This window comes from Lysobacter sp. A421 (assembly GCF_054052145.1).
In genome coordinates this window covers 22,855-37,673 of record NZ_JBSVRL010000001.1, presented here as the reverse complement: position 1 = coordinate 37,673, position 14,819 = coordinate 22,855, and the positions used below count along the sequence as shown (strand labels likewise).

At 65.7% G+C, this 14,819-nt stretch carries 14 protein-coding genes; 9 read left to right on the top strand and 5 right to left on the bottom strand.

The annotated features are described in order from the left end of the window. The first annotated feature begins 63 nt into the window (after nucleotides 1-63). The 6 genes from ACW7G6_RS00215 (at nucleotide 64) to ACW7G6_RS00190 (ending at nucleotide 7,095) form a co-directional block, all read left to right on the top strand. Nucleotides 64-2,226 (top strand): TonB-dependent receptor domain-containing protein, encoded by a 2,163-nt coding sequence (locus tag ACW7G6_RS00215; protein WP_456997306.1) that lies wholly within the window; start codon nucleotides 64-66, stop codon nucleotides 2,224-2,226. A gap of 58 nt (nucleotides 2,227-2,284) precedes the next feature. Then, entirely contained in the window at nucleotides 2,285-2,923 is a 639-nt protein-coding gene (locus ACW7G6_RS00210; protein ID WP_456997305.1) for a PepSY-associated TM helix domain-containing protein, read from the top strand. Between the two features lie 17 nt (nucleotides 2,924-2,940). Next, nucleotides 2,941-3,498 (top strand): DUF2271 domain-containing protein, encoded by a 558-nt coding sequence (locus tag ACW7G6_RS00205; protein ID WP_456997304.1) that lies wholly within the window; start codon nucleotides 2,941-2,943, stop codon nucleotides 3,496-3,498. 70 nt (nucleotides 3,499-3,568) lie between these two features. After that, nucleotides 3,569-4,369 (top strand): DUF4198 domain-containing protein, encoded by an 801-nt coding sequence (locus ACW7G6_RS00200; protein WP_456997303.1) that lies wholly within the window; start codon nucleotides 3,569-3,571, stop codon nucleotides 4,367-4,369. 54 nt (nucleotides 4,370-4,423) lie between these two features. Next, nucleotides 4,424-5,428 (top strand): FAD:protein FMN transferase, encoded by a 1,005-nt coding sequence (locus tag ACW7G6_RS00195; protein ID WP_456997696.1) that lies wholly within the window; start codon nucleotides 4,424-4,426, stop codon nucleotides 5,426-5,428. Continuing rightward, nucleotides 5,425-7,095 (top strand): sulfite reductase subunit alpha, encoded by a 1,671-nt coding sequence (locus ACW7G6_RS00190; protein ID WP_456997302.1) that lies wholly within the window; start codon nucleotides 5,425-5,427, stop codon nucleotides 7,093-7,095. Before ACW7G6_RS00195 ends, ACW7G6_RS00190 begins: the two co-directional genes overlap by 4 nt. An 8-nt stretch (nucleotides 7,096-7,103) precedes the next feature. Here ACW7G6_RS00190 and ACW7G6_RS00185 read toward each other — a convergent pair whose 3' ends face one another. Together ACW7G6_RS00185 and ACW7G6_RS00180 are read right to left on the bottom strand one after the other, a co-directional pair. Beyond that, nucleotides 7,104-7,709, bottom strand: coding sequence for a HutD/Ves family protein (locus tag ACW7G6_RS00185; protein WP_456997301.1), 606 nt, complete (start codon nucleotides 7,707-7,709; stop codon nucleotides 7,104-7,106). A 188-nt stretch (nucleotides 7,710-7,897) separates the two neighbouring features. Continuing rightward, on the bottom strand, nucleotides 7,898-8,179 hold the full coding sequence (locus tag ACW7G6_RS00180; RefSeq protein WP_456960969.1) for a ComEA family DNA-binding protein: 282 nt from the start codon (nucleotides 8,177-8,179) through the stop codon (nucleotides 7,898-7,900). 207 nt (nucleotides 8,180-8,386) lie between these two features. On the opposite strand from ACW7G6_RS00180, the gene ACW7G6_RS00175 reads away from it, so the two are divergent. The 3 genes from ACW7G6_RS00175 to murU are packed head-to-tail and all read left to right on the top strand — an operon-like array spanning nucleotide 8,387 to nucleotide 11,722. Further along, complete coding sequence (locus ACW7G6_RS00175; protein ID WP_456997300.1) at nucleotides 8,387-9,892, top strand: M20 family metallopeptidase; 1,506 nt, start codon at nucleotides 8,387-8,389, stop codon at nucleotides 9,890-9,892. 37 nt (nucleotides 9,893-9,929) lie between these two features. Continuing rightward, nucleotides 9,930-10,994, top strand: a complete 1,065-nt coding sequence (locus tag ACW7G6_RS00170; protein WP_456997695.1) for an aminoglycoside phosphotransferase family protein — start codon at nucleotides 9,930-9,932, stop codon at nucleotides 10,992-10,994. Continuing rightward, complete coding sequence (gene murU, locus ACW7G6_RS00165) at nucleotides 10,991-11,722, top strand: N-acetylmuramate alpha-1-phosphate uridylyltransferase MurU (protein WP_456997299.1); 732 nt, start codon at nucleotides 10,991-10,993, stop codon at nucleotides 11,720-11,722. Before ACW7G6_RS00170 ends, murU begins: the two co-directional genes overlap by 4 nt. Here the strand turns inward: murU and hda are convergent. Genes hda through ACW7G6_RS00150 form a run of 3 tightly spaced genes read right to left on the bottom strand, consistent with a single transcriptional unit; the run spans nucleotide 11,685 to nucleotide 14,742 of the window. After that, on the bottom strand, nucleotides 11,685-12,389 hold the full coding sequence (gene hda / locus ACW7G6_RS00160) for a DnaA regulatory inactivator Hda (protein ID WP_456997298.1): 705 nt from the start codon (nucleotides 12,387-12,389) through the stop codon (nucleotides 11,685-11,687). The two genes, murU and hda, sit on opposite strands and share 38 nt — an antisense overlap. Then, nucleotides 12,386-13,543, bottom strand: coding sequence for an AI-2E family transporter (locus ACW7G6_RS00155; protein WP_456978883.1), 1,158 nt, complete (start codon nucleotides 13,541-13,543; stop codon nucleotides 12,386-12,388). Before ACW7G6_RS00155 ends, hda begins: the two co-directional genes overlap by 4 nt. Continuing rightward, on the bottom strand, nucleotides 13,543-14,742 hold the full coding sequence (locus ACW7G6_RS00150; RefSeq protein ID WP_456997297.1) for a DUF2066 domain-containing protein: 1,200 nt from the start codon (nucleotides 14,740-14,742) through the stop codon (nucleotides 13,543-13,545). Before ACW7G6_RS00150 ends, ACW7G6_RS00155 begins: the two co-directional genes overlap by 1 nt. Between the last annotated feature and the right edge of the window lie 77 nt (nucleotides 14,743-14,819).

Genomic DNA, 14,819 nt, shown 5'->3' with positions numbered 1-14,819 from the left:
TGCTGACCTTTGCGCGCCTGCCCGACCGGCAGCCCGTGCTTTTCAATGACTCCCGTGACCCTTATGACCCTTGTGACCCCAACCCATTCCCGCACCCTGCGTCGGGCGACCCTTGCCGTCGCACTGCTGGCTGCCCTGACCCAGCCCGCGTTGGCCGAAGGTGCCAGTGCCGCCGCAGGCGCGACCGACCTGGATGCGGTGGTAGTCACTGCCTCGGGGTTTGAGCAGATGGTGCGCGAGGCTCCCGCCAGCATCACCGTAATCACCCACGAGGACCTGGAACAAAGGCCCATCCACAGCCTGGCCGATGCGCTGGTGCATGTGGAAGGCGTGGATGTCGGCGTGGGCGTGGACAAGACCGGCGCTCCGCAGATCAGCATGCGGGGCATGCCTGCCGAGTACACCCTGGTGCTGATCAACGGCCGCCGCCAGAACACCTCCGGCAACGTCGGCCCGAACAATTTCGGCAATACCGCCAACAACTTCATACCGCCGATGTCGGCGATCGAGCGCATCGAGATCATTCGTGGGCCGATGTCGACCCTGTATGGCTCCGACGCGATGGGCGGCGTGGTCAACATCATCACCCGCAAGGTCGGCACCCAGTGGGCCGGCTCGGTGGGAGTACAGACCACCCGGCAGGAGCACGCGCAGTTCGGCGACTCGCATAGCACCAACTTCTATCTCGATGGCCCGCTGGCAGACGACCTGCTGGGCCTGTCATTGCAGGGCGGGTACTTCAAGCGCGACCAGGCCCGAACCACCTATCGCGATGTCAATGGCAACCAGATCGAACCGTGGATGGGAGCCAACCCGGTCAGCTACGACAACCACAATGTCGGCGCGCGCCTGGTGCTGACACCATCCGACAACCATGACCTGTGGCTGGAGCTGTCCGGCAACCGCCAGAAGTACGACAACAGCGAAGGCCAGATGGGCACACTCGGCGGTCGTGGCTATGCGGAGGCCCTGCGCTTCAACCGCGACCAGGCGACGCTGGCGTGGGATGCGCGGCTCGCCTTTGGCACGCTGGAAACCAGCCTGCAGCAAAGCAAGACCGAGACCATCGGGCGGCTGCTTCCTGCTGGCACCGCTGATGCAGACGGTCCGCGCAAACTGGAAAACACCAACCGCGTCTTCGACACGAAGCTGATCACCGACATCGGCCCGAACAAACTCATCATCGGCGGTCAGTACCTGGATGCCGAGCTGGTCGATGGCATCGCCTCGGCGCCGTTCGGGTTCCATCAATGGGCCTTGTTCGCCGAAAACGAGTGGCGGATCAACGACACGCTCAACCTGACCCTCGGCGCACGCCGCGATGACCACAGCACCTTCGGCAGCCATCTCAGTCCACGTGCCTACCTGGTCTGGAACGCGAGTTCCAACTGGGTAATCAAGGGCGGCTACAGCGAAGGATTCCGCTCGCCGAACGTCGAGGATCTCACCGCTGGCATCAAGGGGTTTGGCGGCCAGGGCACGATTCCACTGATCGGTACGCCGAGCCTGCAGCCGGAAACCAGCGCGACCACCGAACTGGGCGCGTACTACGCCACCGCCAACGGCTTCAGCGCCAGCTTGACCGTGTTCAACAACGACTTCGACGACAAGATCGCGCGTGGAACGCCGGTCACCAACTGCGCCTATGGATTGAGCCAGGCCGAGTACGACAGCGCCTATTTCGATGGCGCAAGCTGCGTCGACGTGGGCTATTTCCCTAGCTCGGCGACGCTCGGCCAAACGGTCAACATCGACAGTGCGGTAACCCGTGGCGCCGAGTTCGCCATGCAACTGCCCCTGGCCGAGCGCTTGAAGCTGCTGCTCAATTACACCCATATCGACAGCGAGCAGAAGACCGGGGCAGCCAAGGGCGAGCCGCTGACCGATACACCCAGGCACCTGCTCAACGCCAGCCTCAACTGGCAGGCGGGCGATGCATTGGATATGTACCTGCGCGCCGAGTACCGCAGCTCGCGCTATCGCGGCGCCGACAGCGCGGTTCAGGAACAACTTGGCGATTACAAGCCGTACTCGCAATTCCACCTCGGCGGGCGCTACCAGCTCACCGACGCCGTCAGCCTCAACGCCGCTGTCTACAACCTGTTCGACAAGGATTTCGTTGATTACCTGCCGTATGACGACAACGGCAGCCTCGCCTATGCCAACAGCCGCAGCACCAGCGAAGCCGGACGTCGCCTGTGGTTGTCGCTCAACGTGGACTTCTGAGCAATCGGCACGGATATCCCAATTGCGAGTGATTCTCATTGATAGTAAGCTGGTCTGAATGTCTGCTGCCTCCCCAAAAACGCCTGGAAACACCGCCACCCGTGGGTGGTGGCTGAAGACACTGCATCGTTGGCACTGGATGAGTGCCGCATTCAGTTTGTTTGCGTTGCTGGCATTTTCCGTCACCGGGTTCACCCTCAACCACGCCGCCCAGATCGAATCCACGCCGGCGGTCACCAATCTTGTCGACATCCTGCCGCCGAGCATCCTGCGTAGCCTGGCGGGCGATTTCGATGACGCCGCGCCGCTGCCACCCAGCGTGAGCCAGTGGTTGGCGGGCGAGATGGGCGTGCGCGTTGCTGGCCGGCCGGTGGAGTGGTCAGACAGTGAGATCTACATCTCGCTGCCGCGCCCCGGCGGCGATGCCTGGTTGGCGATTGACCGCGCCAGTGGGGAGTTGGAATACGAGCGCACCGACCGCGGGGTGATCGCCTGGCTCAACGACCTCCACAAGGGCCGCAACACCGGTACGGCTTGGCGCTGGTTCATCGACCTCTTCGCCGTTGCCTGCCTGCTGTTCGCACTGACCGGTCTGTGGCTGCTGCAGATGCACTCGCGCCAACGCGGCAAAACCTGGCCCATGGTCGGTCTGGGCGTGGCCGTGCCGGCGCTGTTGATCCTCCTATTCATGCACTGACAAGACAGGTATTCCGTATGCGCTCGCCCTCACCTTCCGTGCCCCGATTGTTTGCGTCCAGACGCTTCCGGCCGCTGGTATTGGCCGCCTTGCTGGTGCTTCCGGCCGCGCTGCCCGCCGCCGAGCTCAACCTGACCGTGGAGATTCCACGGATGAACGTGGCCGAGTACCACCGGCCCTACGTCGCGGTGTGGATCGAGCGACCGGACCATACCGTGGCTGCCAATCTTGCCGTCTGGTACGACCACGACATGAAGGGCGACGAAGGCAGCAAGTGGCTCAAGGACATGCGCCAGTGGTGGCGCCGCAGCGGCCGGTCGCTGTCGATGCCGGTCGATGGCGTCAGCGGTGCGACCCGTCCGGCGGGCCAACAGCAACTTCGCTTCGACGACTCCCGCGCTCCACTGAAAGGGCTTGCCCCGGGAAAGTACGAACTGATCATCGAGGCCGCGCGCGAGGTCGGCGGGCGCGAGGTCGTCAGCATTCCTTTCCAGTGGCCGGTGCAGGCGCCGCAGCAGATGCAGGCCGAAGGCGACAGCGAGCTGGGCCAGGTCCGGCTGTCGCTGGAGCCCTGAGCCGCGCTCCGGGCCGGTCACCGACTGCACAACGATCAAACCACCTCAATCTCAATCAACAAGGACTCCAATGATGAACCTGCGCACCATCGCCATCGCCGTCTCGCTAAGCCTTTGCTTCGCCCCCAGCGCATTCGCCCACAAGGCGTGGTTGCGTCCCTCCGCCACGGTGTTCTCGGACGTGGGCAGCTGGGTGACCGTGGACGCCGCGGTCTCCAACGACCTGTTTTATTTCAACCATGTGCCGCTGCGCCTGGACGGGCTGCAGATCACCGCGCCCGATGGCAGCCAGCTGCAGCCGGCGAACCCGGCGACCGGCAAGTACCGCAGTGTTTTCGACCTGGAACTCACCCAGCCGGGCACCTACAAGCTGGCCGTGGTCAACGACGGCCTGATGGGGCGCTACCAGCTCGATGGCGAGGCCAAGCGCTGGCGCGGCGGTCCGGAGGCAATACCGGCCGGTGCCACTGACGTGCAGGTGTCCCAGCGACTGGGACGCGTGGAGACCTTCGCCACGGTCGGCTCGCCGACCACCACCGTGCTCCAGCCCACCGGCAATGGACTGGAACTGGTACCGATCACCCATCCCAACGATCTCTACGCCGGTGAAACCGCGACCTTCCAGCTGCTGATCGATGGCAAGCCGGCGTCGGGGCTGGAGATCGAGGTCGTCCCCGGCGGCACCCGCTATCGCGACCAGCAGAACCAGATCAACCTGATCAGCGACGCGGACGGCAAGTTCGAGGTGACCTGGCCGGAAGCCGGCATGTACTGGCTGGAGACCACCAGCACCGACCAGCACACCTCCGTACCGGAAGCCAGCGAACGCCGCCTCAGCTACGTGGCGACCCTCGAAGTGTTGCCGCTGTAACCGATGCACGTCGGACTCGGACCCATGCGCATCGGTGCCCTGGCAGTCAGCCTGATGCTGGGGTGGCTGCTGTGGCCGCTGGCGGCGATCGCCATGCCACTGCAGACACTCGCCGGGCAGACGATGGGCACGACCTGGGCGGTGACGCTGCAGGCCGAGCCTGGCGAGCTGCCGGCACTTCGGCGCGGTATCCAGGCCGAGCTGGATCGGGTGGTTGCGCAGATGAGCACCTGGGAAGCCGACTCCGACCTCAGTCGTTTCAACAACGCGGTCGCTGGCACCAGCGTCATGCTGCCGCCGCAACTGCACGAAGTGGTCGACGCGGCGCTGGAGCTGGCCGCGGAAACCCAGGGCGCGTTCGATCCGACGGTCGGACCGCTGGTCAACCTGTGGGGTTTTGGGCCAGGCAACAGCGGACCGGGGAACGATCGCCAGCACCCGCCCGCGTCGAAGGCACTGGCCGCGGCGCGCAAACGGATCGGATGGAAGCAGCTATCGGTCAACGCCGATGGCACCGTCACCCAGCCCGGTGGTGTCTATGTCGACCTGTCCGGCATTGCCAAAGGCTATGGCGTCGACCAGGTCGCACGGTTCCTGCTCGAACAAAAACTGGAAGCGTTCCTGATCGAGGTCGGCGGTGAGCTCCGTGGCCATGGACGCAAGAATGACGGCAGCGATTGGCGGATCGCGGTGGAACGCCCGGCACCCGACGATACGATCGATAACGACATCCAGCGGGTAGTTGCGCTGGACGGGCTTGCGATGGCGACATCGGGCGACTACCGGCACTACTTCGACGACGCGGGTCAACGCTACTCGCACACCATCGATCCACGCACCGGGTTCCCGGTGACACACGGCCTAGCGTCGGTCACCGTACTGCACGAGAGCTGCATGCAGGCCGATGCCCTGGCCACCGCTTTGACCGTGCTCGGCCCGCAGCGGGGCTGGGACTATGCCCAGCGCCGCGGTCTGGCAGTACTGCTGACCTGGCACGAAGGTGACGGTTTTTCCAGCCGGATGACGCCTGCCTTCGCGAGCCACGTGCAATCGCAATGAGCACGATCGTCACCATGCACCCGACCAATGCGACTGCCGTTCCGGGTCGACGTGGCAACCTGCTATTGGCGTTGATGCTGGTGCTGCTGGCCATCGCGCTGGCCGGTTGGCAGGTCGAGCCATGGCAATGGATCGATCCGGGCCGGCCAAGGCTGTTGATGGCAGCTGCGGTGGTGCTGGCCTATCTGGGATTCATCGCGTTGCTGGGCGAGACGCGTCGACGTGCGACGGCGACGGATATCGCCACCCAGCCAATGCTCGACCCCGACAGCGCCAGCCAAGGCTGGCTGGTGGCCTACGCCAGCCAGTTCGGCCAAGCCGAAGATCTGGCGCGACGGACCGCGGAGTCATTGCAGCAAGCTGGCCAACAGGCGGCGGTCGTCGCGCTGGAAACACTGGATTACGCCCAGCTGCAGAACACCCGACGTGCCCTGTTTGTAGCCAGCACCACCGGCGAAGGCGATGCCCCTGATCCGGCGGCCGCTTTCGTGGAGCGGACCATGGGCCGGACCGATCTTCGCCTGGAGCATCTCAGCTACGGCGTGCTTGCGCTGGGTGACAGCGACTACGGTGAGTTCTGTGCTTTCGGCCACCGGCTGGACGCCTGGTTGCGGGATGCCGGCGCGCAGCCGCTGTTCGACCTGATCGAGGTCGATGACTGCGATCCCGGTGCGCTTCGCCATTGGCAGTACCACCTGGGTCAGTTGGGGGGTGACAGCGACCAGCCCGACTGGAGCCGTCCCCGCTACCGCGCCTGGTCACTGCAGGAACGTCATCTGCTCAACCCCGGCAGTCCGGGCGGTCCCGTGTTCGACCTGGCATTGCTGCCGCACGAGGCTGACGAGCTGACCTGGCAAGCCGGCGACATCGCCGAAGTCGGTCCACGCCACGGCGCCGCCACGGTCCAGGCCTGGCTCGACCGCGTCGCCCTCGCCGGCGACACCATGGTGAACGACGGCGCCGGCCCGGTCTCGCTGGCCGAACTGGTAGCTCGCAGCCGGCTGTTGGCACCCGAGTCGATCGATGGCAATGCGGCCCAGGCGATTGCGGACCAGCTGCAACCACTGCCCCACCGTGCCTACTCGATCGCCTCCATTCCCGCGGAAGGCAAGTTGCGGCTGCTGGTACGACAGGTCTGGCACCCGGACAACACGCCCGGCATTGGCAGCGGTTGGCTGACCGCGCACGCCGACCCGGGCACGCGGATCGACCTGCGGATCCGCCGCAATGAGTCGTTCCATCGCCCCGCTGACGATCGCCCGTTGGTGCTGATCGGCAACGGCACCGGCCTGGCCGGGTTGCGGGCGTTGCTGTGCGAACGGGTCCAGGCCGGTCACCATCGCAACTGGGTCCTGTTTGGCGAACGCACGCACCAGCACGATTTCCATTACCGCGACGAGTTCGAGCACTGGCACCGCGAAGGCCGGATCGAGCGCCTTGACCTGGCGTTCTCGCGCGACCAGGAGCAGCGCCACTACGTGCAACACCTGGTGCAGGCCCGGGCCGAGGAACTGCGCTCGTGGTGTGAACAGGGCGCAGCAATCTACGTTTGTGGCAGCCTCCAGGGCATGGCACCGGCCGTGGATGAGGTGCTGGCCCAGATCGTCGGCCGCCCTGCGCTGGAGGCGATGACGGCCGATGGACGCTACCGCCGCGACGTTTATTGAGGGGGCGACTATTGAGGGGGCGAGCGCGGGCTGATCCGCATCACCAGAATCTCGCCAGCACCCTCAAGAACGTAGCGCACACGCGCCTCGGAGGCGACAAGGATGGCGGTATCGGCGGCCTGCATCGGCGCCAGCCCCGAATCGGCGGCGAAGCGCGCGTCGCCAGCGAGCATATGGACAATCCAGGTCGTGTCCGGCTCGCCGAAGATCACCATAGGGCCCACAAGGGGTCGGTGCCACGACTCGGCTTCGACACGGTCGCGGCGCCACATCAGGTTGAAGTCCCGGGTGGGCCCATCCAGCAGCTCTCCGGTGACGCCACATTCGCCGGAGAAGCGATGGCGCTCGTACGGGCGCTGCAGGGTCACTGCCTCGCCACCGTCGAAGCGCAGCCGCACGCCATTGCCGGACAGCAGCATCAGCTCACGATCAACGCCGGGAAACGGCGAGAAGGCGGCATCACATTCGATCTCGGCAATCGACAGCCGCCAGTCCCAGTCATCTGCCGGCCCGTGCCGAAGGATCTCGCGGGTCCAGCCGAGCTGGTTGCGCCAGCGCTCGCGCCGGTACTGGCTTGCCGGGATAACACTTGACCCAATAGCACGCGAATCCATGACTGCAGCTCGTGAAACGGGCGCCCAGTCTATCCACGCAGCGATGCCGCACCAAGGCCGCGCCAACGTCGGTTGCTGACAAAGCTGCCGCCCGCCGCAGATCCCTCTGCGGCGGGCGGCGTACATCCCTGTCCAGGGTTCCCCCTGACTCCACGGGCAATCCGTGCCCACGTTGACTCGGCGGCGACCTACTTCTTGGAACTGCCCACGGTGATGCGGTCGCGGTTCTTCTCGATCGTCTTCAGCCCGATGCCCTTGACCATCGCCAGTTGCTCGGCGCTTTGGAACGCACCATTGGTTTCACGGTAATCGACGATGGCCTGGGCCTTGGACGGACCGACGTTGAGCAGCACGCGATCAATGGTGGCCGCGTCGGCGGTGTTGACGTTGACGGTTTCTGCGGCAAGGGCCGTGCCCGCCAACAGCAGCGAGAGGACCAACGACTTGGCAATGAGTGCGAGGCTTTTCATGACGAGACTCCTGTTGCGAAAATTGGGGTTTCCGTTCCTGCCGGCAGCTGTGTTGCCGGTGGATACAGTCTCCGTCTCGTCCAGCAACACCGCTATCGCCAAAGCCGCCATCGCAATCAGGGTGCAAGCCGCGCCACCGGGTAGGAAAAGTCCTATCCGTGGCACCGGCGGTACAATGACGGCTCACTGGAAATACAGGTGCCCCCCATGGCCGCCAGCAAGATCGACACCGCCGTAGCCGAACGTTTCATCGCCGGCAAATGGGACGACGAGATCGTCCCCCAGCTGATCGAATACATCCGCATCCCCAACAAGTCACCGATGTTCGACGAGAAATGGGTCGAACACGGTTACATGGACCAGGCGGTGGCGTTGATGGAAACGTGGGCCAGGGCACAGGCTATCCCCGGCATGCAACTGGAGGTCGTCCGGCTGGAAGGTCGCACGCCACTGATCTTCATCGAGATCCCGGCGGCCAATGGCGGCAGCGATGAGGACTGCATCCTGCTGTACGGCCATCTGGACAAGCAGCCGGAGATGACCGGCTGGGATGACGACCTCGGCCCCTGGAAGCCGGTGATCAAGGGCGACAAGCTCTATGGCCGTGGCGGCGCCGACGATGGGTACGCGATCTACGGCTCGCTGACCGCGGTGATGGCGCTGCATGAGCAAGGCGTGCCGCATGCGCGCTGCGTGATCGTAATCGAGGCGTGCGAGGAATCGGGCAGTTACGACCTGCCGGCCTACGTCGACCACCTCGCCGAGCGTATCGGCAAACCCTCGCTGGTGGTCTGCCTGGATTCGGGCTGCGGCAACTACGATCAGCTGTGGTGCACCACGTCGCTGCGCGGGCTGGCGGGCGGCAATTTCACCGTCAAGGTGCTTGACGAGGGCGTGCATTCCGGCGACGCGTCGGGCGTGGTGCCATCGAGCTTCCGGTTGCTGCGGCAGTTGCTGTCGCGACTCGAGGACGAGAGCACCGGCCGGATCGTGGTCGAGGGGCTGCACGTGGAGGTTCCCGCCGAGCGTCTGGAGCAGGCCCACAGGTGTGCGCAGGTGTTGGGGTCGGCGGTCTACGACAAATTTCCGCTGCTCGACGGCATGACGCCGATGAGTGACGAGCTGGACGAGCTGGTGCTCAACCGCACCTGGCGGCCGGCCTTGTCGGTGACCGGAATCGATGGCATGCCGTCACTGGATTCCGCCGGCAACGTGTTGCGTCCCCACACCGCGGTCAAGCTGTCGCTGCGGCTGCCGCCAACCCTGGATGGAAAGCAGGCCGGCGAGCTGCTCAAGCAGGTGCTGCTGGACAACCCGCCCAACGGCGCGCAGGTCTCGCTTGAGCTGGAGAAGTCCTCCACCGGCTGGAACGCACCGGCGCAATCACCGTGGCTGACCCAGGCCATCGAGGATGCCAGCCAGGCCTTTTTCGGCAAGCCCTCGATGTACATGGGTGAAGGCGGCTCGATCCCGTTCATGGGCATGCTGGGCGAGAAATTCCCCGGCGCCCAGTTCATGATCACCGGCGTGCTGGGTCCCCATTCCAACGCCCACGGCCCCAACGAGTTCCTGCACATTCCGATGGGCAAACGCGTCACCGCCAGCGTCGCCCAGGTGATCGCCGCCCACCACCAGGCCGGCGAGCGCGGCGAGACCACCGGCGTGGCCGCCGCGGCCACCACCCTGGAACGCGGTGAGCACGGTTGTTGCTGAGTCGTCCGGCAACCCACTGCCGGTCGACGGGGCGCACATGACCGTGCCGGTTGTTGCCGAGTGTCCCGAGCGCGCGGCCGTGCGCCTGGCCTGGGCCCGCGCTGCCAGCGGCCACCCTGGCCTGGTGCTGGATCGCGCGTCCATGGATGCCGGTTTCCGCAGCTACTGGCGTGCGACCAACACGGTCGGCAGCGGCGACTTCGGCACCTGGATCGTGATGGACTCTCCGCCCGACAAGGAGGACGTGCGGCCGTGGCTGCGCGTGCGCGAGCTGCTGGAACGCGGTGGCGTGCGGGTGCCGCACGTGCTCGCGCAGGACATCGATGCCGGCTTCCTGATGCTGGAGGATCTGGGCATCAACACCTACCTGCAGGTGATCGGAACCGACAACGCGGACCAACTGTTTGATGCGGCCATCGCACAGCTATTGCGGTTGCAGGCCCTGCCCTGCCCTGCCGACCTGCCGGCCTATGACGAATCGATGTTGGCCCGCGAACTGCATCTGTTCGACCAGTGGTATCTCGGCCAGCACCTGGGCATCGTCCTGGATGATGGCGAACTGGCGACGCTCGAACACGTCTATCGCCAGCTGACCGATGCCGCGCTCGCCCAGCCGCAGGTGTTCGTGCATCGCGACTTCATGCCCCGCAACCTGATGCCGGTGCCCGACAACGACGGGGCGCAGGACACGGGACCGGCAGTGCTGGATTTCCAGGACGCCGTGCGCGGCCCGATCGCCTACGACGTCATCAGCCTGTTCAAGGATGCCTTCCTGAGCTGGCCGGAAGCGCACGTGGATGCGTGGATCGGCCGCTACCATGCGCGCGCACTGCAAGCCGGGCTGCCGGTTCCGGCACTGGAGCGATTCCGCCGCGATGCCGACCTGATCGGCGTGCAGCGGCACCTGAAAATCATCGGCATCTTCGCCCGGCTGTGGCATCGCGACGGCAAGCCCAAGTACCTCGCTGACGTGCCGCGGTTCGTGAGCTATCTGGAGATCGTACTGCCGCGCTACCCCGAGCTTGCGCCGTTGGCGGCGATCCTGCAGCGCCACGTGATCCCCGCGCTGGCATCACGGCCGTTCCGGGTCCCCGCCGGGTGAAAGCGCTCATCCTCGCTGCCGGCCTGGGCGAGCGCATGCGCCCGCTGACCGCCCACACCCCCAAACCGCTGCTTCCGGCAAGCGGCAAGCCGCTGATCGTCTGGCACCTGGAGAGGCTTGCCGCGTCGGGCGTGCGCGAGGTGGTGATCAACACCAGTTGGCTCGCCGAGCAGTTTCCACAGGTATTGGGCAACGGCGATCGCTGGAACCTGCGGCTGCATTACTGTTTTGAAGGTCCGGTGCCGCTGGAAACCGGCGGCGGCATGTGGAACGCGCTGGACCTGCTGGGTCATGAAGCACCCTTCATCGCCATCAACGGTGATATCTGGACCGATCATGACCTTGCCGACTTGCCGCGCGAACCCACCGGCCACGCGCACCTGGTGCTGGTCGACAACCCCGCGCACAACCCGGACGGCGATTTCGCCCTGGATGAGCGGACCCTGCTACACAGCGACGGCGAGGACCGGTTGACCTTTTCCGGTATCGGCATCTACCGTCCGGCGCTGTTTGATGACTGGCAGGCGGTGATCGGTGACGCCCCCGGCGCGCGCGAGCAACCACCACGATTCAAGCTCGCGCCCGTGCTGCGTGCCGCCATGGCACGCAGCATGGTCACCGGCGTCCACCACCGGGGCCGCTGGACCGACGTCGGGACTCCGCAACGATTGGCCGAACTGGATGCCGAGCTCAGAGCCCCAGCGTCTCGCGCAGGAACGGGACGGTGATACGCCGCTGAGCGGCCAGCGACGCCCGGTCCAGGCGGTCCAGCAACACAGCCAGTCCGGCCAGGTCGCGGTCGACACGCTTGAGCAACCAATCCAGCGCGGTGTCCTCCAGCAACCACCCGCGACGTCGTGCGCGTTGTCGCAGCACTTCACGGCGGCCTTCTTCACTCAACGGTTGCAGCCCGATCCGGCTGCATTGCGACAGCCGTGAGCGCAGGTCTGGCAGCACCAGCCCCAGGGCATCGGGATTGGCGCGCGCGGCGTAGATGATCCGGGTACCGGCCGCGCGGGCACGGTTGTGGGCATCGAACAGCGCCACCTCGTCGTCGCGCTGGCCACTGATCGCTTCCAGCCCGTCCAGTGCCAGCACATCGTTGCCTTCCAGTGCGTCCAGCGCATCGGCCAATCGCCCAACGGCGGCGACCAGCGGCAAATAGGCAGCGCGCCCGCCCGCCGCTTCGGTGGCCGCGCAGCTGGCCAACAACAGGTGGGTCTTGCCAACGCCGGTCGGGCCGGCCAGGTACAACCAATCACCGGTTTTTCCCTCGACCAGCCCACGCAACTGCGCCAGTGCACCGGGCGGAGCGCCGACAAAGGTATCGAGCCGCTGGTCAGCCGGATAGCGCAGCGCAAGCGGCAACTGCGGCACGGTGCGCGCGGGCTTCACTCGTCCTCCGGCTCCAGCGGATACGGCCGCACCGGCGGGTAGCCCTCGCGGGTCACGATGGTCGGTGAATCGCCGGCGTACAGCCGGCTATGGGTGTAGCGCTCCTCGGCATAACGCAGCAGCACGTTGACCACCGCCGCGCAGGGCAATGCAATCAGCATGCCCAGGAAGCCGAACAGCTGGCCGCCGGCGAGCACCGCGAATATCACCACCACCGGGTGCAGTCCGATGCGGTCACCCACCAACTTCGGTGTCAGCCAATAGCTCTCGATCAACTGGCCGATGCCAAATACCGCCAATACCCCGGCGACATGCTGCCAGTCCCCATACTGGACGAGCGCCGCGACACAGCCCAGCACCAGCACGGTAGCCGGCCCGACATAGGGCACGAAGGTGAGTATGCCGCCGATGATGCCGATCAGGATGCCCAGGTCCAGCCCAACCCCCCACAGGCCAACCGCGTACATCACGCCCAAGATCAACATCACCAGGAATTGGCCCCGCAGGAACCCGCCCAGCACGTTGCTGGACTGCATCGCCAACCTGCTCACTGTCTCCAACTGGTCGCGCGGAATCAGCGCGGCAACCCGCGCCACCAGCCGGTCCCAGTCGCGTAGTGCAAAGAACGTCACCACCGGCAACAGCACGACATTGGTCGCCATCCCGATCAGGGCGAATCCGGAGCGTGACATGTAGCCCAGCACGGTGCTGGCAAAGCCGCCGGCACTTTCCCAGTTGCTGCGGATCAGTTCGATCACGTGATTGAGGTCGAACCAGCCGGTAAGCTCCATCCCGGTCCTGGCTTCCAGCCAGGGCATTGCCGTGGCGACAACCCAGTGTTGGTAGCGCGGGACCGACTGCACCAGCGTCCGGATCTGATCCTGGATCATCGGCACCAGCAACAGCAGCACCAGCGCTACCAGCAGGATCATCGCGCTGAACACCAGCACCACCGCGACGTTGCGCGACCTGCCGGCGCGCTCCAGGCGGTCGACCAGCGGATCGCCCAGCCAGCCCAGCAACGCGCCCAGCACGAACGGCGTCAGCACCGGTGCCAGCAGCCACAACACCCAGCACAGGAACAAGCCCAGCGCCGCCCATTGCAGCCGCCGCAGGAAGCGGGCGATGTCTTGCAGCGCGTTGGTATCGTCCATCACAGCAACCGGTATACCGCAGTGCGGCGTGGGGCCTGGACCGGGCCTTCGATCGGCGCACCATCGACGGCGTCGATATCACTGCCAATCGGGATGGAAGGGTCCGCTGGCAAGTCGACACCAGCCAGCACCCCATCACCATCGATCATCAGCTCGAACCCTGTCAGGCCCGACACCAGTTCCAGGTTGAACTCCACCTGCTGCTCGCTGGCGCGTAGTGGAACCACCGCGCGGACTACCGACAGCTGCTGCAGGTAACCCGCCAGACGCAGGTAGTCATCGGCACTGTCCAGGCCGGTGAACGCCACCTGGTAGGTTCCGGCAGGGCCGGTCTGGCTGCGTTTGGCATACCGTTTCATCAGTGCATCGGCGGCACCGTCGGCTCCAGTGGCCATGAGCTGGCGCGCGTTGGCGCCAGACTCGGACCAGCTCGACAACACCTTGCCCTTGTCGACGAAGATCCAATCCGCCTTCCAGGCGCCGCCGTCGCGGTACAACTTGCCGATCAGCTGCATCGGCGGGCTGTAGCGTGCCGACCCGCGCGCCACCACGCCGCTGTCGCCGCGCCAGATCGCGCCCACCAGAGCCTGCTCGGCCGCGCTGCCGTTGGGCAGGCCGAGACGATAACCACGTTGCTGGGCACGATCGAGCACCGAGCGCGCCGCATCCGCCCTCGACAGGTCGACCAGCCTTGGCCCGCTACCGTCGTCAATGGCCAGCCATAACACCGGCTTGGGTCGCGGTTGCGGCCACACTGGCAAGCCAAGTGCGGCGGTCAGTGCGTCGACTTTCTCCTCGTCGAAGCGGACCACCAGGGTGGTCTTGAAACTGGGCGCACCGCTGGATGACAAGCCTTCGTCCTGTCGGTAGTCGTAGCCCAGCACATACTTGCCGGCCTGGCGCAGTTCCCGGGTGACGGCGGGCTCGGAGCCGACGTCGCGGTCGCCCGACAGTTTCCCCATGACCTGGGCCAGGCCACGGGAGAAGCCGATATTGCGCTCGGACTCACCTTGACCGTTGACCTCGACCTCGGCGGAATAGGCCCCACGCGCCGCCGCCCGGTCGCCCTCAACGCGCTGCGCAGCCGCGCCAAAACTGCACAGCAGCAATGCGGCTGTGCAGACCCACCACAGCAGCCAGCCGGTGGCCACGCGACCGCGTTTGCGCGGCTGTATCCGGCCGTATCCGTCGTTTGCCACACCCGTTACGCACGCCATGGTCGTTCCCGTGTACTGGTTATCGTGCTGAAATGGTGCCGCACGGCGGCCGGCACGTC